Origin of the sequence: Paenibacillus sp. IHBB 3054 (assembly GCF_051594305.1) — a bacterium.
In the GTDB taxonomy this organism is placed as follows: domain Bacteria; phylum Bacillota; class Bacilli; order Paenibacillales; family Paenibacillaceae; genus Paenibacillus_AQ.
Window position 1 is genome coordinate 14,467 of record NZ_JBOFBG010000002.1, and the last position, 20,564, is coordinate 35,030.

The following is a 20,564-nucleotide window of genomic DNA, read 5'->3' on the forward strand; positions in this document are numbered from 1 at the left end:
CCCCCTTATTCAAAATCGGCTTTTTGTTCTTCCAGATGTTTCGGAGTTACCTCGAACATGCTGTCGATCAAGCCAGGAACGGTCATTTTTTCGGTTTGCTCTGCTTTTTTGATCTGCTCGTTAACAGTCGCTTTCGCTTCTTCTCTTACGCGCAGCGTATCTTCTTCGGTCCAGAGGCCTTTCTTCTCCAAATACTTGGCAAGACGGGCAATCGGATCCTTCTCGTTCCATTGTCCTTCTTCTTCTTTGGAACGGTATTTGCTGGCGTCGTCGGAAAGGGAATGCGGACGGAAACGGTAAGTCACAGCTTCAATCAGCGTAGCTCCTTCGCCTTTGCGTGCGCGTTCTGCAGCTTCCTGCACCGCGGAGATTACTGCAAAGACGTCCATGCCGTCGATTTTAATACCGGGAATACCAGCTGCTACTGCTTTATGTGCGATGGATTTGGCAGCCGTTTGCTTCGCGAACGGAGTCGTAATCGCATATCCGTTATTTTGAACAAAGAAGATTACCGGCAATTTAAAGCGTCCGGCAAAGTTAAGACCTTCATAGAAGTCGCCTTCGGAAGAACCGCCGTCGCCAGTGTAAGTAATAGCAACGTTTTGTTGTTTCTTCAATTTGAAGCCCATTGCAATTCCGGTAGCGTGCAGAATTTGTGCACCGATGATAATCTGAGGCATAAGAACATTTACACCTTCAGGAATCTCACCGCCATGTTGATGGCCGCGGGAATATAGGAAAGCCTGGTATAATGGAAGTCCATGCCATACCAGCTGCGGAATGTCACGGTAGCCAGGGCATACGAAATCTTCTTTCTGCAAGGCGTATTCACTGCCCACCATGGTTGCTTCTTGTCCGGATACCGGCGCGTAGAATCCCAGGCGGCCTTGACGACCCAAGTTGACCGCACGGTCATCCCAAGTACGGGTAAATACCATACGATACATGATTTCTTTCAGTTGATCATCGGTAAGTGTAGGCATCTTATCCTTGTTGATAACTTCTCCATCCGGGGAAAGTACCGAAAGGGCCTCTACGTCCTCTGTATACACTTCATAAGGAACTCTAGTCATCATTTTCACCTCAATAAAAAAATTTGAATACCATTTGAATATCAGTGGCCTCTGTTATAGAATTATTATACACCTGTTTTATCTGTTTCGTCAAAGAAATACGCATAAAATTTATGTTTCCATAAATTTTGTATGTATAACAGGTTGATAAATATCCTATAACAGATTAGAGTTTTTTAAGCAAGTAAATGATTAATGCCACATTTACCGCTTGGGTAATTTTAACGCACCGCCACGTTTAATGCAAAATTCGACAAGAAAGGTGACGATTCAGCTATGAGCGAACCTGTTTTTCTGAAACGTACAATTGTTAAGCAAACATTATGGAGCGAATTTCTCCAGGAAGAACGCAGGCTGCGCATTTATCTCCCCCCCGGTTATAACGAAGTCCTCAGTTATCCGGTAGTGTACTGCCAGGATGGTGAGGAGTTCTTCAACTTCGGCCGCATCGCTACTCTTGCCGGGCAGCTGATTGTGGAAGAAGATGTGGAACCTTTCATTATTGTTGGCGTGGAAGTAAATGTCCCCGTGCGGACACAGGAGTACGCTCCCTTTGGCACCAGGTTCAAGCAATACCTGTCTTGCTTTGCCGAAGAGATTATTCCCTTCATTGAACATAATTATCCGGTTCGCCGCACCCCTGATGACCGGATCATCGCCGGAGACTCCTTGGGCGGCAGTGTTTCTCTGCATTTGGCACTGGCATATCCCGGGCTTTTCACCCGTGTCCTTAGTCTTTCCGGTGCATATTATCCGGAGTCACGTGAAATCATTGCACAGGAAGAAGACCTCTCCTGGCTTACTATTAATATGGTAGTAGGACTGCAAGAAACTGAATACCAGACGGATACCGGAGTTTACGATTTCGTGCAGATGAACAGGGATACCAAGGCGTTGCTGGAATCACGGGGCGCTACAGTATCCTACCGTGAAAAAGACGGGCGTCATCTCTGGGGATTTTGGCAAAAAGAGCTCCCAGAATCATTACTCTATTTCTTCAACTCATGAAACAGCTGAAATGGCAAAAGAGTGAACATACTGCGAACGTATCTATGTTTCCCAACTGATTACGCTTTCAAATCATGACGGGCATTACGGTGCCCGTCCTTTTCTTGCAAGGACGGCAACCGATATTCTGGAATGTCGCGCCCTGTCTAGAGCTTCTCCGCAATAATCCGCTCCAGCAGTACATCGCAGCCGGCACTGATCAGATCATAGACCTGCTCGAAATTCCCGGTGAAATAAGGGTCTGGTACCTCGCGCAGCTCTTCATCCGGCAGCAAATCCATGAAGAACAGCAACTCCGCGTCCTTTCCCCCGGGAAGCTTACGGACATTCTCCCCATTCGACTTGTCCATGCACACTATATATTGAAACTTTTCAAAATCACCGCTGCTAACCAGGCGAGCTGTCATATTCTCATAGCTGATTCCCCACTGATCGAGAATACGGCGGGTTCCTTCATGCGGTGCTTTGCCGATATGCCAGTCACCTGTACCGGCAGAATCCACCGAGATTCTATCGGATAGCTTGCGTTCACCAATTTTATGGCGGAGCACCGCTTCTGCCATAGGTGAGCGGCAAATATTGCCCAGACAAACGAATAACACACTTACGATTTCTCTCACCTCCTGCAATTGTTTCCTCAGTTATTTAATCTGCACATTTCATAAACGAAACGTACTCTATTCATTTTAGCGTTGTCCGCATCAATTGTACAACTTTTCAATCTGCATTATACTTGGTCAGGATGACAAACTATATAGCAGATTTAAAGGAGGGGATTGTATTGCCATCCAAACGTGTTGTTATTTTTGCCGGCGGTGAGCTGTCAGAGGAGTTTTTACTTCTATTAGATGAAGAAGATTTTATTATCGGTGCTGACCATGGCGCCTTGTTTCTAATATCCCATGGGTATACACCCGACATTGCCGTTGGCGATTTCGACTCTGTCTCCCCAGAAGAACTGCAGCAGATTGCGGCAAGAAGCAAAAAAACCATCACCTGCGACCCTGTGGACAAGGATTTGACCGACAGCGAGATGGCGCTTGAACTAGCACTCAACACCCAGCCCGAGTCGATTCTGCTGATAGGTGTGACAGGCACGCGGATGGACCATACTCTGGCCGGGATCCAGATGATGACAAGAGCACTGCAGCGGCAGGTAAGCTGCTCTGTAATGGATACTCATAATTATATCACCCTGACCGGTTCGCAGGCGCTGGTGCATGAGCGGGGGTATACTTATGTCTCTTTACTCCCTCTGACTCCTGAAGTTACAGGGATCACACTTCAAGGTTTTCAATACCCGCTTACCAATGCCACGCTTAAGCTTGGCCAGTCTCTTGCCGTAAGCAACCGTCTGATAGAGGAGTGCGGAACAGTTACTATTGAGAGCGGTCTGCTGCTGATTATTCAGAGTAAAGATTAATTTACATATGAATTCGGAGACACCGTTGTAACCTTTGTTTCAAAACAAAAAAGCCGGGATAACCCTTGTCACAAAAGGGTTTTCGGCTTTTTTCGTATCGATATAACCGTCAATTATTAATATTTTGTAACTTTTAATGCGATTTTAATAAAACGCTTACAACCCATATCCAGCTTGGTTTTGAACTCTCTGTTCCATATTTTAGGGCATGTATAACCTGCTATACTACGAAACAGAGAAAGACGAATGAAAGATAGATACAAACCTGGGAGGTATTACAACATGAAAAAGCAACAATGGTTTAAGCAAGCAATCGTCGTAGGAATGTGCACCACAATTGGCCTGAGTACACTGATGGTTACAGGAGCCGGCACAGCACCCGTTGCTGCTGCATCCGTGACGTCGTCCTCTACTGGACAAAAGGTTGTTAATTTCGGCAAAAACTATCTGGGTACCCGTTATCAGTTCGGCGCTTCCACTTCTACTACCAGATATTTTGACTGCTCTTCCTTTACCAAATACATTTTCGCCAAATATGGCGTCAATCTGCCGCGCACATCTGCAGCACAATCGAAAGTCGGAACCTATGTTTCCAAAGCTAACCTTCGTGTAGGCGATCTGGTATTTTTCTCCAGCGGCAGCAGAGCTAACGGCAGAAACGTAACTCACGTAGCCGTATATGCAGGAAATGGCAAAATTCTCCACACTTATGGCTCACCGGGTGTAACGATTTCGGATTTGAACTCCGGAAACTGGAAAAGAACCTATCTTAAAGCCCGTCGCGTACTGTAGTTTTCTATAAAATAGTTTTCAGCGCTTACCATGCACCGGAAGTCAGACCGTCTCTACCCCTTCCGGTGCGCGCATTACATATCCGGTCCCACGTACGGTATGAATCAGCTTATTGCGATGGCCCTTGTCCACTTTCAACCGGATATGCCGGATGTAGACATCTACTACATTCGTATCCGCTTGAAAATGGTATCCCCAGACATGCTTTAGAATTTCGCCGCGGGGACAAATTTCCCCCAAATGCACGGCGAGGTAATACAGCAGATCAAATTCTTTGGGGGTCAGTGTAAGGGAATTCCCGTCCCGGCTAACCAGCCTGCGGCTGGGGTCCAGCACCAGTCCATCGACCTTAAGGCGTGTCTCATGGCCCCTCCGGTGTCCGGTGAGCCATAACAGATTCATTACCCTGCATTTGAACTCGCCTGCATGAAGCGGCTTCTTCAAGTATTCATTGCCGCCCGCCTCAAAAGCCGCAACTACCTCTCCTTCCGAATTGCCGCCGGATATGACTACTACTGGCAGAAACACGCCCCGTTCTCTAAGATCCGCAATAATTCCCCATCCCTCCCATCCTCCGGCATCGTACAGCTCCGTTAAGAGCAGTACGGGCTCCACTCTGGACAGCATTAAGCGAAGATCCTCAAGATCTTCGCTTAATGCTGTTTGCAGTCCGAGCTCATGCAGAGTGAGCTCAATGAATTGATGCTCCTCTTCTCTCCTGGTTCTGTCTTCCGCAGATTCTTTACTGCCAAGGACTGCCCCGGGCGCAAACCATACGACTACCTCATTCATGGACATCCCCGCCTCACTCATCGTTCGATAGCGGCCGCACGGCCGCAGATATTCATTAGATTTCCCGCAAAGCAAAGAGACCATTCCTAAGAAATGGTCTCTTTGCTGACTTCTATAAACAATTATTTCACAAAATCAATCTCCTGAAAGCCCGCCACCTCAGTGTCCCAGCGTTCACGCACAAAGGCCTGATGACTGGGGTGATTATTATAGGCCTCGTAAGCCTCCTGATTATCGAACTCCATCGAGAAACCAAAGTCATATTCACATTTGGCACTCACCTGGCGCAGCACCTCAAAGTTGCGCACCACCGGAATAGCGCTGAGAATATCCTCTCCGGCTTTCAGAAATGCCGCCGTTTCCGCAGAATTCACCGGATGTTTTAACGTAAAGATTGCCATGTGGCGGATCGTTTCATTGTTCATTCTATCCTCTCCCCTTCATTATCCGAAATACCGGTGATAAAAGCTGCGGGCTGCTGCAATATCACTGGTTCCATGAATCAAAGCTCGTCCATCAGTGAAGATGACCATACGGTAAGGCCCATCTGTATAGGAAACAAGATAAGGATTGCTCTCTACCTTGCCGGTCCCCAGTCTGGACAGCCGGTCTGCTGTTTCCTGCAGATTCAGCTTCTGCCGCCGCGCCGGACGGATCTGCACGGTGTCCCGGCCACAGAGCACATCGCTCCGTTCCGTATTCGCCGCTGTCAGATAAGGATAAACCGGCTGGCTGCCGCAGGACGGACAATCACTCTTCTTGGCAGCTTTGACTCCGATCTCCTGATGTTCATTGCGCCACACATCAAAGGTCAGCAGCTTGTTGCGAAGCTGTTCCTTCCGTCCTCCGAGCAACTTCAGCGCCTCTGCTGTAGCGTTAGCAGTAACGAGCTGCACTGCCTGCGGCAGAATCCCCGCCGTATCACAGGTATCCCCACCCAGAGGTATAGTCCCCAGCAGGCAGTTCAAGCATGGTGTTTCTCCCGGCAGAATCGTATAGGTAATACCATAGCTGCCTACGCAGCCCCCATAGATCCAGGGAATACCGTACTTCATCGCCATATCATTTATAATTAGCCGGGTATCAAAGTTATCAGTGCCATCCATGATGAGGTCCACACCGGGAAGCAGGCTTTCCAGTTCTTCGGCACGTACATCCAGCACATGCGCTTCAACCTTTATTTCGGAATTGATGCTCTCCAGTCTGGCTTTGGCCGCTGCGGCTTTGGGCATACGCCCGATAGCGTCCTCCTCGGTGTACAGCTGCTGGCGCTGCAGATTGCTCCACTCCACATAATCACGGTCGGCAAGAATCAGGCGTCCCACTCCGCAGCGCGCCAGTGTCTCGGCAATCCCCGTGCCAAGCGCTCCAGCTCCAACAATAAGTACACTGGAACGTGCTAGCCCCTGCTGCCCCTCTATCCCGAAAGGTGTAAAGCGTACCTGGCGTGAATATCGTCCATCCCGGCCTGAAGAATGGACAGCAGACTCTTTTTCATGTTCATTATGGCTCATCCCGGAAACAGCCCCCCCATATTTAAAAGCCGGGGAACAGCACCAATAACATTGCTCTTCCCCGGACTTTGAAATTCAACTATACAGATTGCGCCGACCACTGCTCAACATCCCAAGTCTTTGTCACCCAATCTTCGTAGAAATCAGGTTCATGAGATACGAGTAGAATGGTACCTTTGTATTCCTGCAGGGCATTCTTCAGCTCTGCTTTGGCGACGATATCAAGGTGATTTGTAGGCTCATCGAATAAAATCCAATTGCTTTCGCGCATCATCAGCTTACATATACGCACCTTCGCCTGTTCCCCACCGCTCAACATGCTCAGCGGACGGGTAATATGCTCATTTTTCAATCCGCAACGGGCCAGATGGGCGCGCACTTCATGCTGATTGAGACTGGAAAATTCATTCCAGACATCATCAATCGGTGTAATGTTAGCAGCCTTAACCTCCTGCTGGAAGTAGGCGGAGCTGAGGAAATCGCCCAAGTACGTTTTCCCGCTGTAAGCGGGAATCACGCCGAGAATCGTCTTCAGCAGCGTGGATTTACCTACACCGTTGCAGCCGACAATTGCAATTTTCTCCCCGCGTTCAATCGTCATATTCAGCTTTGGCAGCAGCGGACGATCATAGCCAATCTCGAAGTCGATGCCTTCGAATACAGTCTTGCCGCTGGCCCGGCTTTCTTTGAACGAAAACGTCGGCTTGGCCGCTTCTTCAGGACGTTCAATCCGTTCCATACGGTTGAGCTGCTTCTCACGGCTCTTCGCCCGTCCCGAGGTGGAAGCACGCGCCTTGTTTCGCTGAATGAAATCCTCTTGCTTCTTAATGAACTCCTGCTGCTTCTCATAAGCACCAATATGCTGGTTCTTGTTCATGTCAGCCATATCAAGGAATTGCTCATAGTTGGCCGTATAGCGGGTCAGCTTGGCAAATTCAAGATGGTATACGACATTAACGACCTTATTCATAAATTCTGTATCATGGGAAATCAGCAAAAAGGCATAAGGATACTGCTTCAGGTAGTTGGTAAGCCAGTCAATATGCTCTACGTCCAGATAGTTGGTAGGCTCATCGAGCAGCAGCACATTCGGTTTCTCCAGCAGCAGCTTGGCCAGCAGCACCTTAGTCCGCTGTCCTCCGCTAAGCGAAGCGACATCACGGTCCAGGCCAATCGCCGTCAATCCCAGCCCGTTGCCCATTTCCTCAACCTTCACATCAATCAAATAGAAATCTCCGATATCCAGCTGTTCCTGGATTTCCCCCATCTGTTCCAGCAGCAGTTCCAGCTCTTCCGGAGAGGCATCGCCCATTTTCTCGGTAATCGCCATCATATCATTCTCCAGCTCAAGCAGCGGCAGGAAAGCATCCTTCAGCACATCGCGCACGGTTTTACCCGGCGTAAGACTGGTATGTTGATCCAGATAGCCATAACGCACCTTGGGAGTCCATTCCACTCTCCCGCTATCCTTCAGCAAAGTTCCGGTCAAAATATTCATCAGCGTCGATTTGCCGACGCCATTCGCCCCCACCAGTCCAACATGCTCTCCGTCGAGCAGCCGGAAATTCACATTCTTGAAGAGCTGCCGGTCTCCGAAGTTGTGGGAAACGTCTTCTACTGTAAGTAAACTCATAAATTCTCCGTAAGCTCCTATCTATATTTAAAAATAAGCAGTATTCTGTCAATACATACAACGACCATTTTAGCACAAGTAAGCGCCAGCCTGAAATAGGAATTTAACTGAAGGAAAGTTCTATTGCAATATAATTCCATTCATTTACATTCTTTTCTGAAAGAAACCATAGCGTTTTTCAGAATTCTTCTTCTTCACGCTTTCACTTAGCAGTTCATCCAGAACCTCCAGCAGCTTCCCTTTCCGTTGAAAAGGATCCTGCTGGAGCGGCAAACTATATACCCTCCCAATACCGAGCGCCGATTCCAGCAGCAGCGCTGCAGATTTCCCAGCAAACGGCAGACAAATCCGCCACTGCGGCTGTGGTGCAAGCCCGCTGCGGCGCAGCCAGTGAAGAGTATCTTCCAGTCTCCATTCGGCTCCCGATGTAATCAGCATCGGAACATCGCTGGCCGTGAAGGCCTCAAACGCACCCTCATAACCGCCTGTTCCAAGGTCAAGTACTACAAACTGATATCCCCTCTCCACTATTTCTGTCATATTCCCATGTTCTGGACGCTGCCAGAAATGCAGCTCTTTCCAATCCAGAGGAAGAACTTTACTGGTGGGGAATCCCCCGGCCACCGGAAAATCAAACAGGCTGCGGATACGATCATAAACGGATGAATCCGGGCTGAAATCCACCCAGGCCGTCATCCCCCGCCTGGAAAGGCTGCTGGCCACTGCCAGAGAGGTATGTGTCGTGCCGAGGCCCGAAGCTGTCCCGAGCAGCGCCACAATTGATGTTTTCCGTTTCGTCCCCGGGCCGGAAACCTGCATCTCCCGGAATGTGTAATTCTCTGCCGCTGCTTCAATCGGCTCCAGCGCACACAGCACCTCCTCGGCGCTTAGATATCTTTCTTCGGGATGATGGCGCAGCAAACGTCTGATGACAGGAATCAGCTTATCTGGAATTACCCGGCGCAGCTTGGCCTCCATGCCCGGTTGCCAGCGGCTGTATTGACCGGCGGAAGCCATATACAACATTAGCGCTCCCAAACCGTAGAGGTCCGAGAAAGGCCCGCTCTGTCCGCTGCCGTATTGTTCCGGGGCGGCGAAGCCGACGGTCCCCAGCTTCTCGGTATCTTCACCTGCACCGCTTCTGTAGTTGCGGGCGATGCCAAAATCAATCAGCATCAGCGAATTCGTCCCGGTCAGCATAATATTGGAGGGCTTCAAATCACGGTAAATAATCGGTGGTTGATGCCCGTGCAAATAACACAATACCTCCAGCAGCTGTTTGACATAGCTGATCAGCCGTTCAGCTTGCATCGGTACAGGATGCTCGGCCATATATTGGCTAAGGGTCACACCTTCGATATAATCCATAACCAGATAACAATATCCTTCTTCATCCGGAGGGTAGAAGTCGGCAACTCTCGGGAATAGCTTGTGGTTCAGCGAGATGAGCATATCTGCTTCCGCCAGAACGGATCCGTAATGCCCTTCGCCTTCAAAGCACATGCTTTCCTTCACGGCCCAGCGTTTGCCCGCCAGCCGTATATCCTCCGCCAGATATACATAACTCATTCCGCCCGTACCGATTAAAGCAGTAATTTGGTATCTGTCTCCAAGAACCTGTCCCACAGCAAGCTTCGATTCGTAATTCATCCTCATTTCCTCCTTGTCCCTAGCCTGATACAAACAAAAAAAGAGGGAGAGCCACCGTTATACAAGCTTAAACCGGCGATTCGCCGGAAGCGTAGATAACGGGATGCTTTCCCTCTAAAAACTAAATTATTTATAGAATGAACTAATGCTGTTACCTAAACAAAGATTCACTTAATACTTGATCATATACAGTGTAATCTCGTCACGGTTATGAAACAGCTGCTTCGCCCGCTGAATCTGCATCCGTTCACCTTCAAACATACTGATGATTTCCTTAATCATCGCCAGTGGCTTCTTATGCATTAGCTTCACTGTAACAACCGCCGTTCCACCCGGCGTGAGACTGTGCAGCAGCCCCGTAACCAGCTTCGCCATCAGCTTGGGGCTCCAGCTCATATCGCAGACCAGCAGATCAAACTCGTTCTCGCGGAATTTCACTTCACCCGCATTTTTGCGCAGAATCTTCAGCCCTGGCTGATTGCGCAGCGATTCATGCATCAGTGCCGGGTCAACTGCCGTCACCTTGAGGCCGCGCTCCAGCAGGAATGATGTCCAGCCTCCCGGAGAAGCGCCAATATCAACCGCATTGCGAAAGCTGGAGAACGGAATGGCAAATTCCTTCTCCGCTTCCATCAGCTTAAACTTCGCACGCGAAATTTGCCCATCCTCCTTGCGGAAACGGATCATTCCGCCGTTCCAGCTGGACAGGTTGTCCTCAGGCCGGGACACTCCGGCATACAGCGCCTCTCCGTCTGCATATACAGATATAACCCACGCCGGTTCCTGTACGGTGAATTCCGCACCCAGACTCACGAGCTGCTCCTGCAGCCATTCCCGAAGCTCGCCGGGACTGTCCTGCCAGAAGGAGCTTCCGCCTTTGCGCACATGCAGCGAAACCTTCTCGCCTTCCAATTCTTTGCGCCGGCTCAGATAGGCTACCAGCCGTTCCAGGGCAGACGGGTTGCCCTGATCCTGGAACTGCACGGGCTGAATATGCCGCAGAAAGATCGGCAGGTTCTGCGCCAGCAGGCTGGATACCTCTTCCGGCTCCGCTTCCAGTGTCGCCAAGAAGATCTCACCCGGCAGCAGCAGCGTACTCTTCACCGCGCCGAACAGGCGGCGTAGCTCTTCCTGGGCATAAGGTGCAAAGCCGTGATTGGCGGTGCAGATATAACGTGAAAGGGTCTTTTCTTCCGGAGCAGCTGTCTGCTCACCGTTCTCTTGTATACTATCGTTCAAATCATTTGCCTCCAGGTCTGATTTTAATCCAGGGACGACCGCTATCCCATTCAACTTCTACGGGAATATCAAAAGTAGCCAAGATCATTTCTTTGGTTAATACTTCTTCTTTGGGGCCGGAGCCTGCCAGCTTCCCGTCACGGATCAGCGCCACATGGGTAAAGAGCGGCACAATCTCTTCCACATGATGTGTAACGTAAACTACGGATACATCACGCTGCTTCAGCTTGTCAATCTCGGCGAGCATTTTTTCCCGCTCGTATAGATCAAGGCCGGCGCAGGGCTCATCCATAATCAGCAGCTTCGGCTCGGCCATCAGGCAGCGGGCCAGCATCGCCTTTTTGCGTTCTCCTTGGGACAAGGTGCCAAACGGATGATAGGCCATTTCTCCAAGATTCATCTCTTCAAGCAGCCTTTTCGCCTGATCCTGAACAGATTGTGGAATCGCCTGATAAAAACGCAGATAAGCATAAGCACCGGTAGCTACCACTTCCCACACGGGGTCGGTGAGCGACAGCTTTTCCATCAGCGACGGGCCGATATAGCCGATTTCCTTGCGCACTTCACGCAGATCGCACTGGCCGTATTTATAGCCCAGAACCTCAACGGATCCGCTGCTTGGAAATAAATAACCAGTCATCATCTCCAGAATCGTTGTTTTGCCGGAACCGTTCCGTCCAAGAATAACCCAGTTTTCGCCTTGCTTCATTTCCAGCGACACATCGTCAAGAATCTGGCTTTGCTCCCGTCTAAGGGTAAGATGTTGTAAAGATATCATTATGAGGTCACTCTCCTTATGTATTCCAGCACTTGTTCTACAGAACCCATTGCATAATGGATCTCCGGTTCAGAGCGGTGGTCCGCCGGGACCACCAGCAGTGCAGGGACACTTGAAATACGGTATAGGTTCACGAGCTCCGGAAGCATGTTCACATTCCCGCCAGCCATCAACAGATCCTGGGGCAGCAGATGAGCCGCAACCTCCAGCATCCGCCGGGCAGCCTTACAGGTCCCGCAAAGCGGGGTATACAGAAAAACAGCAAGCGGTTCACGCCTCCGCTCCAGCAAACCCAGCAGCTCGGATTGATTCATTTCAGTAATTTCAGTCATATGCATCCCGCTCCTGCAGCAATTTCCATTAGCTTCTCAGCTGTGATCGGGCCATGATGCAGTACGCTTCCCTCAGGTCTTGCAGCATACAATAGCTCATACATTTCTTTGCGGCCAGCTGCACTTGAGGTATGCAGATAGATCTCCTGGGGATACAGGCCTTCCAGCACGATTCGTCTGGCCACTTCAGCCCCGTTGTAATCTTCCGGCCCCATATCATAATCCAGCGACAGGATACCGACCTCGCATTCACGCAAGAGCAGCAGACATTCTTCCGTTGTCCGGGCCAGCGTGAAGCCGGATGGCAGCCTTCTTAGATCATCCATATAAATATTTATCACGGTCTGTCCTCCGCTTCATACCAGTCCAGCACGGCAGCAATCTCCTGGCGGTGGGTGCCGTCCGGCCCCTTTCCAGTTTCCAAGGCAACTGCCAGATGACGAAACGGCTCTGAGGTCAGCAGCTTCCGCAGATTCTCAGCACCAATATGGCCTTGTCCGATCTGCGCGTGCCTGTCCCGGCGGAGCCCGTAGGGATAAAGGGAATCATTCAGATGTACGGCAACGAGATGCGGCCAGTAATTCAGCGCAGCCCCCCGTTCCAGCAGTTCCTCCGTATGCTGCGGATTCCAGATCCCCGATGCAAAAGCATGACAGGTATCAAAACAAAATCCGATCTTCTCCGGAAAGCGGCTAAGCTCGCGTACCTTAACCAGCTCTTCCAGCGTCATGCCTTCATTGCCGTGATTCCCGGCCTGATTCTCAATCAGCAGTTTGGTCCGGCCATTCCAGGCGACCAACGTGTCATTCATACATTGTATAATATTTTGATAGCCTTGTAACGGCTCTATTCCGGCAAAATGTCCAAAATGCACAACTATCCCCAGCGAACCGCAGGCCTCCGCGATTTCCAGATCATTCAGCAGCGACGCCACCATGATCTCTCGGGAGGCCGCACCTTTGGTACCGGCCGCCATATTCGTCGGGTAGGGAGTATGCGCGATAGACACGATTCCCTTCTCCCTGCAGAAGGCAGCGCAGTCCCCGGCATCCCGCCTGTCCACCGGCTTCAGCTTCAGACTGCGCGGATTCTTCGGAAAATATTGAAAACATGCCGCACCGCTCTCCCAGGCGAACCGGGCCGCACGCCCGTATCCGCCGCGAATGCTGACATGAGCCCCGATTTTGGGGCTATTCTTCATGCTGGCAATCCGGGCAATAGAACACTTTGCGCCCGGATTGCTCCGTCTTAATTATCGTTCCCCCGCCGCGCAGGCATGGTTCGCCCTCCCGGTCATATACCTTGCACTGGTCATTGTAAGAGCCGGTAACTGTATCGCCGGCCATAAACGGCATCTCCATATAACCGCCGATTTCCGTTGCCTCCGTCAGTACCTTGCGGATACTGACATACAAGCGTGTAATCGCCTCGGGCGTTAGATTCTGAACCAATACCGAGGGCAGCAGCCTTGCCTCAAAAGCAATTTCATCGGCGTAGCAGTTGCCGATGCCAGCCATAACCTGCTGGTTCACGAGCAGGCTCTTAAGTGCGCCCCGGCGTCCCTTCAGCAGTCCTGCGAAACGCTCCGCGGTCATTCTGCGGTCCAGAAGCTCAGGGCCCAGCTTGCCCATTGCCGCTTCGCTTTCCTTAACCGACAACAGATGAAGGTATCCGAGCCGCAGACCCATAAAGTACAGGATGTGCTCGCCGAAGGCCAATTCCACCTGTGTACTGCGATCCGGACGTTCTTCCTCTGTTCCATAGTAAAGCAATCCGCCGAGCATTAAATGCAGCAGCAGCCTGCGGCCATCGTGAAGGTGGAACAGAATATGCTTGGCACGTCGTTCTACAAACACAATGCGCGCACCTACCAGTGCGTTGACAAAGGCTTCAGTGTCCATATTTATTGTTTTTTCTCTATTCACAGTTACACCCGTAATTGGAACATTTATAAGATGCTGGCTAAGCAGCTTTCGGTAATTCTCCATTTCCGGCAGTTCCGGCATATTCACATCGTCCCTTCTAGGTTGGTAAAGCAATCACAACATTGACATTATACACCGAGCCTTACCATAAGTTCAGCTAAATCAGCATAAATTTCATCTGGCGTTACGCCTGTTATCTGTTGATAATGTTCATAATTGTCCGCTGTAGTCAGGCCGGTAAGCACCAATATCGTCCGGCAGCCGGCTTTTACCCCGGCCGAAATGTCAGTCCGCATATTATCCCCGACAACTACAGCCGTTTCCGGTTTAATTCCCAGCAGTGCAGTTGCATAGGTGACCAGGTGCGATTCCGGTTTGCCAATGACTACAGGGGACACACCGCTTGCGGCTTCAATCGCCGCCCCCAGTGATCCCGCTCCCGGCATGACTCCATCATCGGAAGGCAGCATCAAATCCGGGTTCGTCAGCACAAATTTCGCACCTTCCTGAATCCAGCGGGAAGCCTGCGCCAGTGAAGCATATGTAAAAGAGCGGTAAATCCCTTGCACCACATACTCGGGTTTCTCCGTCACAATTGACAATCCTGCAACTGTACAAGCTTCAATCAATCCCTCTTCCCCAAGTATCGCCACCCTTGCCTTCGGTGATTCCTCGGCAACATAACGGGCTGCAGCCATTGAGGAAGTGCAGACCTCTTCCGCCTTGGCTTCAATGCCCATCCCGTTCAGATGTGCGGACACAGCCGCCGCTGTCCGTGACGAATTGTTTGTTACAAACAGAAAGGGGATTCCCGCTGAGCGCAGTCCTGCTATCAGTCTGTCGGCGCCGGGAATCATCACCCCTCCGTGAAATAATGTCCCGTCAAGATCAATCAGCAAACCTCCGATATCTTTCATACCGCTCCCTCCGTCCCCAGAATATTACTTAATACAATTAATAAGTCACACGGTTAATTAACAATAAATAAATCACAGCATTAGCAGACAAACCCGCAAGCGTTCGGCATTTTCTCCGCTGCTTCGTGATGGTTTAACGAGTCTAATCCTTTAAAATTAACATACTTCGTCGAACGTTAGCGAAGCGCTGTCCTGTTAGTCTTTTTATGGCAGTGCAGTGTCATTTCCTGCGCTTTCCCGGAAAATAATTTAATTTCCCGGGCCATTTCCCGCTGGCTTCAGGGAGTTTCGCCGATACACCGGAAAGGTGCAGAACTCTTCTGCGAGCAGTGTATTCGGGAAGATCTCCTGCGCCTCTTCCAGCAGTGGAGCAAGCTCTTCCTGCGAGATATAACGCGAGCTGAAGTGTGTAAGCAACAGTTCCTGTCCTTCCGCTTCATGGGCAAGCATAGCCGCCTGCCGGGCAGTGCTGTGATGATATTGATAGGCCATATCCGCCAGGTCATGTGCGAAGGTTGCCTCGTGGACGATAAGATCAGCACCCTGTGCCAGCGGCAGACTTCCCTTGCAGGGCCGTGTGTCGCCCAAAATAGTCACGATGCGTCCTTTTTTCGGCTCGTTGACCACATCTGCAGCACGAATGAGCGTCCCTTCATCGGTAATAACATCTTCACCTTTCTTCAGCTTGCCGTAAAGCGGCCCCGGCTTCAGGCCATAGCTTCGGAGCAGTTCTGTATTGAGACTCCCCGGACTGTCTTTCTCTGTTACCCTGTAACCATAGCTGTCAATCCGGTGCTCCAGCAGACCAGCCTCCACCTTAAAGCTGTCGTCTTCAAACACAAGACCTCCGGTATGCTCTACAATATCAAGCTTATATGGAATACGGGACTGGCTGACGGATAATGAAATGTCCAGAAAGGCCTTCAGGCCCGGCGGACCATATACGGTTAGCGGAGCAGTTCCACCCTGATATCCGCGGCTCGACAGCAACCCCGGCAAGCCAAACAGGTGATCACCGTGCAGATGGGTAATAAACAGCTTCTCCAGCTTGCCCAGCCGCAGCGGAGAACGCAAGACCTGGTGCTGAGTGGCTTCTCCACAGTCAAACATCCAGAAACTGCGCCGTTCCTCAAGCAGCCTTAGGGCAATTGAGGTAACATTGCGCTGTAGGGTCGGCACACCCGCATTAGTGCCCAGAAAATAAACCTCCATAATAATCCTCCTCTCTTTTTTCTGTAAAGACAAAAACCTCTTCCTTACACCTATGAAATGCATTCTACCTCTTTTACGATATGAAATCATCTTTCTCTGCATTTCTTCCGCTCCAGCTTCGTTCCCAGCAAAAAACCTCCCGATTACGGGAGGTTCCGCTTAGAAGGATTTCCACCTTCAGACCAGTCCATAGGGATTGGGAAGCTTACAGCTTCTCTACGTTGAAATACTGCGCTTCTGGATGGGCGAAGACCATCGCTGATACCGACGCCTCCGGCTCCATCATGAAGCCTTCGGTAAGATGGACACCGATATCCTCCGGCATAAGCAGCTTGAACAGCGGCCCTTGATCCTCCAGATCCGGGCAGGCCGGATATCCGAAGGAAACGCGGATCCCTTGGTACCGCGCACCATGTCTCTGCTTCATCGTCATATCTGCAGGGTCCGGGAAGCCCCAGGTATCCCGCATCATGTGATGAACACGCTCAGCAAGCCCTTCAGCGACCTCAAGCGCCACTGCCTGCAAAGCATGGGAACGGAGGTAATCCCCCTTCTCTTTCAGTTCGGTCGACAATTCACGGACACCGTGACCGGCGGTAACGACCAGGAACCCGACATAATCCATAATTCCGCTCTCCACTGGCTTCAGGAAGTCGGCAAGACAGAGAAACGGCTCGACATTCTGCCGCGGGAAAGTAAAGGTATGCAGAATCTCTGCAGTGTTCTGCGGGTTATAGATCAGTATATCGTTACCCTGGGACTGTGCCGGGAAAAATTGATACATGGCATGAGGCTTAATGGTGCCCTCCAGCATCGCGTGATGCAGGATGTCATCCACTGTCTCCTTCAATTCCACGGTGCGGGCATCACCGGCGGCAAGCTGTGCTTCCACCGAACCGCGTAATCCCAGGTGATGGCCCAGCAGCATCTGCATATTCACATATGGAATGATATGACCAAGCGGATAGCCCCGCAGCACATGGCGCTCTACATCCGGCGGAGTGAATACAGGTGCATCTGCTGAAATCTTGGAACGGACGGCCCGGGTCAGCACCGGAAGCTCCTGCTGCGGTGCCACCGCAACCGCCGCCTCCGCTTCAAGGCGGACCTCTTCTTCGATCTTGGCCCGCTCCAGCGGATTCATCAGCCGGTTAGCGATATCCAGACCATCCATCGCATCTTTAGCGTACAGTACCAAGCCGTCATATTCAGGCCGGATACGATTTTTAGTGAATTTACGGGTCAACGCGGCACCGCCTACCATGATCGGCACATCAATACCTGCTGAGCGCAAATCCTGGGCGGTCAGGACCATCTGCTGTGCCGACTTGACGAGCAGGCCGGACAGGCCGATCGCATCGGCCTTTTCCCGGCGGAAAGCTTCAATGATATTTTCAGGTGGTACTTTTATACCCAGATTAACGATCTGGTAACCATTGTTAGAGAGAATGATCTCCACAAGGTTCTTACCGATATCATGGACATCCCCTTTGACGGTGGCCAGCATAATCTTGCCTTTTACCGATGTCTCATCCTTCCGCATAAACTGCTCCAGATGGCCGACAGAGGCCTTCATTACTTCAGCGCTTTGCAGCACTTCAGCGACAATCAGCTCATTGTTGTTAAATAACCGGCCCACCTCGGACATTCCAGCCATAAGCGGCCCGTTGATGATTTCCAATGGACCACTTTTGGTCAACGCTTCGTTAAGGTCAGGTATCAGCCCTTCCTTCGTTCCTTCAACTACATAGGAAGCGAGCCGTTCTTCCAGCGAAAGATTGGAGATCTTCTCTTTTTTCTCAACCTTTTTCTCACGGAAAGCGGCAACGAAGGCAGACAGAGTCTCATCATTCGTATTGTAAATCAGCTGCTCAGCCAGATGGCGCTCTTCTTCCGGTATGGAAGCATAACGCTCTACCTTCTCCGTATTCACAATGGCATAATCCAGTCCGGCCTTCGTGCATTCATACAGGAAGACCGAGTTCAGCACCTCACGGCCCGCTTCCGGCAGTCCAAAAGAAACATTACTGATTCCCAGTATCGTATGCACGGAAGGCAAGGCTTCCTTGATCATGCGAATGCCATCAATAGTCTCTTTAGCAGAGCCGATATACTGCTCATCCCCTGTACCAACAGGGAACACCAGTGTATCAAATATCAGATCCTCTGCCGCCAGCCCATATTTGTTCACCAGCAAATCATAGGAGCGTTTGGCAACCTCCAGCTTGTCTTCCGCTTTAATGGCCTGTCCGGATTCGTCAATCGTGCCTACGACAATCGCAGCCCCGTATTTATGAATCAGCGGTGTAACCAGTTCGAATTTTTCTTCACCATCTTCAAGGTTAATGGAGTTAATAATCGCTTTACCCTGGCAATATTGCAGCGCCAGATCAATAACCTTAGGATCGGTTGTATCGATCATCAATGGAACCTTCACCTTTTTGACTACCAGCTCCAGAAACAGCTTGATGTCCTCGATCTCATCGCGGTCCGGATCCTGTACGCAGACGTCAATAACCTGAGCTCCACTCTTGACCTGTGCCCGGGCAATCTCCGAAGCCTCTTCGTATTTCCCTTCCACGATCAGCCGCTTGAATTTCCGTGAGCCGAGCACATTCGTGCGCTCGCCTACCATATAAGGACGGTTGTCACTCTCAACATAAACAGGCTCAATGCCTGACAATGCCGGCGGATGACTTCCCTCCAACTGGCGCGGCGGATAAGCCGCTAATGTCTCTGCCATCGCCCGGATATGATCCGGTGTCGTTCCGCAGCACCCGCCGGCAATATTCAGCCAGCCCTTCTCGGCAAAACCGGCCAGCTTGCGGGCAAGCGAATCCGGTGACTCATGATAGTTCCCGTTCTCATCCGGCAACCCGGCATTGGGATAGCAGCTAACTGCTGCCGAAGAGATTGCCGAGAGCGACCGGATATGATCGCGCATAAACTCGGGTCCGGTTGCACAGTTCAGCCCGATGGAGATCGGTTTCAGATGCTCCAGTGAGATATAGAACGCCTCAATATTCTGTCCAGCAAGCGTCGTACCCATCGGTTCGATAGTACCCGAGATCATGACGGGCAAAGAGATGCCTGCCTTCTCAAAGGCGTTGCGTATGCCGATGCTTCCGGCTTTCACATTCAAAGTATCCTGGGAAGTTTCCAGCAGCAGGGCATCCACTTTGCCGTCAATCAACGCTATAGCCTGCTCTTCGTAGCTATCCACCAGCTCCTGGAATGTTACGCCTCCGGTGACCGAAAGCGTTTTTGTTGTCGGTCCCATCGCCCCAATTACATAACGCGGGTGATCGGGTGTCTCAATCTTTTCAACAGCATTTCTGGCCAGCCTCGCAGCTTCCAGGTTAATCTCCCGGGCCCGCTGAGGGATATCGTATTCGGCAAGTACAACCGAGGTTGCGCCGAAGGTATTCGTCTCGATCAGATCCGCGCCTGCTTCAAGATATTGCTCATGAATAGTCTGTATAACCTCCGGACGGGTGAGCACAAGCATCTCATTACAGCCATCCAGCTCATCCCCGCCAAAATCTTCACCGGTAAGTGGCACCTGTTGAATCATCGTACCCATTGCTCCGTCTAAAATCAGTATCCGCTGCTGCAAGCTTTCAGCAAGTGTGTATTTAGCCACTTCATATCCCCCCAGTAAAACATTAGAGTAAGTTTAGCAGAATAAAACGGAATCGAAAAGCCTTCCTTTCCACTCTGCATAATAGTTTTTCTTTATAGCCAGCCTCTATCTCTATTTCATTATGGCTGCACTGTAAGTTCTTTAGTCGGCATAGAGTGCTGTGTTCTAGCTGTTACATGCGAAGTCACATCATATTTGCCTTCCTTCATCAGGATCGCCTCAGCTTTATATGTACCGTTGCCGGAGAGCTTGCCTTCAAGCTCCTGCTTGTCTTCTTCATTATTCTTATTCACAATCTCAAAAAGCACCGCCTTCGCATCATCCACAGTTTCACTGCCCTGGGTAACCACAGCCTCGAAAACTACCTTTTGATTTACCGACACTTCCACCGGATTCCAGCTCAGCTCGACGTGAATCGGCTCCATAGAGTGCTCTGATCCGTCATGCATATGGCTTGATTCCCCACTATTACCTGAACAGCTTACAATCATTGACATCGCCACAATCGTAAAAAGAGCAATCAGCTTCTTGGGTTTCATCATCCGGAGTCCTCCCGACCAAGGTAGAATTTATAACGATATTTCCAGCTTGCGGTTGCATTCTTTTACTATTATACACAACATATTCGCAATT

The 20,564-nt window shown here is 50.6% G+C and carries 20 protein-coding genes; 3 read left to right on the top strand and 17 right to left on the bottom strand.

What is annotated here, in order from left to right:
* Positions 1-5: 5 nt before the first annotated feature.
* Complete coding sequence (pdhA, locus tag ACQ76X_RS03685; RefSeq protein WP_038592926.1) at positions 6-1,073, bottom strand: pyruvate dehydrogenase (acetyl-transferring) E1 component subunit alpha; 1,068 nt, start codon at positions 1,071-1,073, stop codon at positions 6-8.
* Positions 1,074-1,349: 276 nt separating this feature from the next.
* Between pdhA and ACQ76X_RS03690 the strand changes: the two genes are divergently transcribed.
* On the top strand, positions 1,350-2,081 hold the full coding sequence (locus ACQ76X_RS03690) for an alpha/beta hydrolase (protein ID WP_438491631.1): 732 nt from the start codon (positions 1,350-1,352) through the stop codon (positions 2,079-2,081).
* 146 nt (positions 2,082-2,227) lie between these two features.
* Here the strand turns inward: ACQ76X_RS03690 and ACQ76X_RS03695 are convergent, their stop codons facing one another.
* Complete coding sequence (locus ACQ76X_RS03695; RefSeq protein ID WP_038599989.1) at positions 2,228-2,692, bottom strand: low molecular weight protein-tyrosine-phosphatase; 465 nt, start codon at positions 2,690-2,692, stop codon at positions 2,228-2,230.
* A 170-nt stretch (positions 2,693-2,862) separates the two neighbouring features.
* Between ACQ76X_RS03695 and ACQ76X_RS03700 the strand changes: the two genes are divergently transcribed.
* Both ACQ76X_RS03700 and ACQ76X_RS03705 read left to right on the top strand, forming a co-directional pair.
* Positions 2,863-3,504 carry a thiamine diphosphokinase gene (locus ACQ76X_RS03700; protein WP_438491633.1) on the top strand — a complete coding sequence of 214 codons (642 nt, stop codon included), beginning with the start codon at positions 2,863-2,865 and terminating at the stop codon, positions 3,502-3,504.
* Between the two features lie 282 nt (positions 3,505-3,786).
* Positions 3,787-4,296 (top strand): C40 family peptidase, encoded by a 510-nt coding sequence (locus ACQ76X_RS03705; protein ID WP_076109537.1) that lies wholly within the window; start codon positions 3,787-3,789, stop codon positions 4,294-4,296.
* Positions 4,297-4,338: 42 nt separating this feature from the next.
* On the opposite strand, the gene ACQ76X_RS03710 is transcribed toward ACQ76X_RS03705, so the two are convergent.
* From ACQ76X_RS03710 to ACQ76X_RS03780, 15 genes are all read right to left on the bottom strand, one after another.
* Positions 4,339-5,088: a winged helix-turn-helix domain-containing protein gene (locus ACQ76X_RS03710; RefSeq protein WP_438491635.1), complete on the bottom strand. Its 750-nt coding sequence runs from the start codon at positions 5,086-5,088 to the stop codon at positions 4,339-4,341.
* Positions 5,089-5,210: 122 nt separating this feature from the next.
* The gene (locus ACQ76X_RS03715) at positions 5,211-5,513 is read right to left on the bottom strand and encodes a Dabb family protein (protein ID WP_438491637.1); all 303 of its coding nucleotides are present in this window, start codon (positions 5,511-5,513) and stop codon (positions 5,211-5,213) included.
* Between the two features lie 18 nt (positions 5,514-5,531).
* The gene (locus ACQ76X_RS03720) at positions 5,532-6,602 is read right to left on the bottom strand and encodes a ThiF family adenylyltransferase (protein WP_438491639.1); all 1,071 of its coding nucleotides are present in this window, start codon (positions 6,600-6,602) and stop codon (positions 5,532-5,534) included.
* Positions 6,603-6,681: 79 nt separating this feature from the next.
* Entirely contained in the window at positions 6,682-8,235 is a 1,554-nt protein-coding gene (locus ACQ76X_RS03725) for an ABC-F family ATP-binding cassette domain-containing protein (RefSeq protein WP_438491641.1), read from the bottom strand.
* Positions 8,236-8,379: 144 nt separating this feature from the next.
* Complete coding sequence (locus tag ACQ76X_RS03730) at positions 8,380-9,885, bottom strand: serine/threonine protein kinase (RefSeq protein ID WP_438491642.1); 1,506 nt, start codon at positions 9,883-9,885, stop codon at positions 8,380-8,382.
* A 171-nt stretch (positions 9,886-10,056) separates the two neighbouring features.
* The gene (locus ACQ76X_RS03735) at positions 10,057-11,124 is read right to left on the bottom strand and encodes an SAM-dependent methyltransferase (RefSeq protein WP_076109532.1); all 1,068 of its coding nucleotides are present in this window, start codon (positions 11,122-11,124) and stop codon (positions 10,057-10,059) included.
* Between the two features lies 1 nt (position 11,125).
* Positions 11,126-11,902, bottom strand: a complete 777-nt coding sequence (locus tag ACQ76X_RS03740) for an ABC transporter ATP-binding protein (RefSeq protein ID WP_342435733.1) — start codon at positions 11,900-11,902, stop codon at positions 11,126-11,128.
* Complete coding sequence (locus ACQ76X_RS03745) at positions 11,902-12,234, bottom strand: thioredoxin family protein (protein ID WP_438491644.1); 333 nt, start codon at positions 12,232-12,234, stop codon at positions 11,902-11,904. Before ACQ76X_RS03745 ends, ACQ76X_RS03740 begins: the two co-directional genes overlap by 1 nt.
* Entirely contained in the window at positions 12,231-12,575 is a 345-nt protein-coding gene (locus ACQ76X_RS03750) for a cyclic-phosphate processing receiver domain-containing protein (RefSeq protein WP_438491646.1), read from the bottom strand. The genes ACQ76X_RS03745 and ACQ76X_RS03750 overlap by 4 nt, the downstream gene beginning before the upstream one ends.
* Complete coding sequence (locus ACQ76X_RS03755) at positions 12,572-13,435, bottom strand: deoxyribonuclease IV (RefSeq protein WP_438491647.1); 864 nt, start codon at positions 13,433-13,435, stop codon at positions 12,572-12,574. The genes ACQ76X_RS03750 and ACQ76X_RS03755 overlap by 4 nt, the downstream gene beginning before the upstream one ends.
* Complete coding sequence (locus ACQ76X_RS03760; RefSeq protein WP_438492093.1) at positions 13,425-14,240, bottom strand: Fpg/Nei family DNA glycosylase; 816 nt, start codon at positions 14,238-14,240, stop codon at positions 13,425-13,427. Before ACQ76X_RS03760 ends, ACQ76X_RS03755 begins: the two co-directional genes overlap by 11 nt.
* Positions 14,241-14,287: 47 nt before the next feature.
* Positions 14,288-15,076: an HAD-IIA family hydrolase gene (locus ACQ76X_RS03765; RefSeq protein ID WP_438491649.1), complete on the bottom strand. Its 789-nt coding sequence runs from the start codon at positions 15,074-15,076 to the stop codon at positions 14,288-14,290.
* A gap of 249 nt (positions 15,077-15,325) precedes the next feature.
* Positions 15,326-16,288 (bottom strand): ribonuclease Z, encoded by a 963-nt coding sequence (gene rnz, locus ACQ76X_RS03770; protein ID WP_438491651.1) that lies wholly within the window; start codon positions 16,286-16,288, stop codon positions 15,326-15,328.
* A gap of 205 nt (positions 16,289-16,493) precedes the next feature.
* A complete protein-coding gene (gene metH / locus ACQ76X_RS03775; RefSeq protein WP_438492095.1) occupies positions 16,494-19,871 on the bottom strand; it encodes a methionine synthase in 3,378 nt (1,125 codons plus the stop codon).
* Positions 19,872-20,050: 179 nt separating this feature from the next.
* Complete coding sequence (locus tag ACQ76X_RS03780) at positions 20,051-20,473, bottom strand: FixH family protein (protein ID WP_438491653.1); 423 nt, start codon at positions 20,471-20,473, stop codon at positions 20,051-20,053.
* Positions 20,474-20,564 lie beyond the last annotated feature (91 nt).

Excerpts from the sequence above, each read along its gene's own strand:
- pdhA (WP_038592926.1), bottom strand. The coding sequence starts at position 1,073 with ATGACTAGAGTTCCTTATGAAGTGTATACAGAGGACGTAGAGGCCCTT.
- ACQ76X_RS03690 (WP_438491631.1), top strand. The coding sequence starts at position 1,350 with ATGAGCGAACCTGTTTTTCTGAAACGTACAATTGTTAAGCAAACATTA.
- ACQ76X_RS03705 (WP_076109537.1), top strand. The coding sequence starts at position 3,787 with ATGAAAAAGCAACAATGGTTTAAGCAAGCAATCGTCGTAGGAATGTGC.
- ACQ76X_RS03710 (WP_438491635.1), bottom strand. The coding sequence starts at position 5,088 with ATGAATGAGGTAGTCGTATGGTTTGCGCCCGGGGCAGTCCTTGGCAGT.
- ACQ76X_RS03715 (WP_438491637.1), bottom strand. The coding sequence starts at position 5,513 with ATGAACAATGAAACGATCCGCCACATGGCAATCTTTACGTTAAAACAT.
- ACQ76X_RS03720 (WP_438491639.1), bottom strand. The coding sequence starts at position 6,602 with ATGAGCCATAATGAACATGAAAAAGAGTCTGCTGTCCATTCTTCAGGC.
- ACQ76X_RS03725 (WP_438491641.1), bottom strand. The coding sequence starts at position 8,235 with ATGAGTTTACTTACAGTAGAAGACGTTTCCCACAACTTCGGAGACCGG.
- ACQ76X_RS03730 (WP_438491642.1), bottom strand. The coding sequence starts at position 9,885 with ATGAATTACGAATCGAAGCTTGCTGTGGGACAGGTTCTTGGAGACAGA.
- ACQ76X_RS03740 (WP_342435733.1), bottom strand. The coding sequence starts at position 11,902 with ATGATATCTTTACAACATCTTACCCTTAGACGGGAGCAAAGCCAGATT.
- ACQ76X_RS03745 (WP_438491644.1), bottom strand. The coding sequence starts at position 12,234 with ATGACTGAAATTACTGAAATGAATCAATCCGAGCTGCTGGGTTTGCTG.
- ACQ76X_RS03755 (WP_438491647.1), bottom strand. The coding sequence starts at position 13,435 with ATGAAGAATAGCCCCAAAATCGGGGCTCATGTCAGCATTCGCGGCGGA.
- ACQ76X_RS03760 (WP_438492093.1), bottom strand. The coding sequence starts at position 14,240 with ATGCCGGAACTGCCGGAAATGGAGAATTACCGAAAGCTGCTTAGCCAG.
- ACQ76X_RS03765 (WP_438491649.1), bottom strand. The coding sequence starts at position 15,076 with ATGAAAGATATCGGAGGTTTGCTGATTGATCTTGACGGGACATTATTT.
- rnz (WP_438491651.1), bottom strand. The coding sequence starts at position 16,288 with ATGGAGGTTTATTTTCTGGGCACTAATGCGGGTGTGCCGACCCTACAG.
- metH (WP_438492095.1), bottom strand. The coding sequence starts at position 19,871 with ATGGGTACGATGATTCAACAGGTGCCACTTACCGGTGAAGATTTTGGC.
- ACQ76X_RS03780 (WP_438491653.1), bottom strand. The coding sequence starts at position 20,473 with ATGATGAAACCCAAGAAGCTGATTGCTCTTTTTACGATTGTGGCGATG.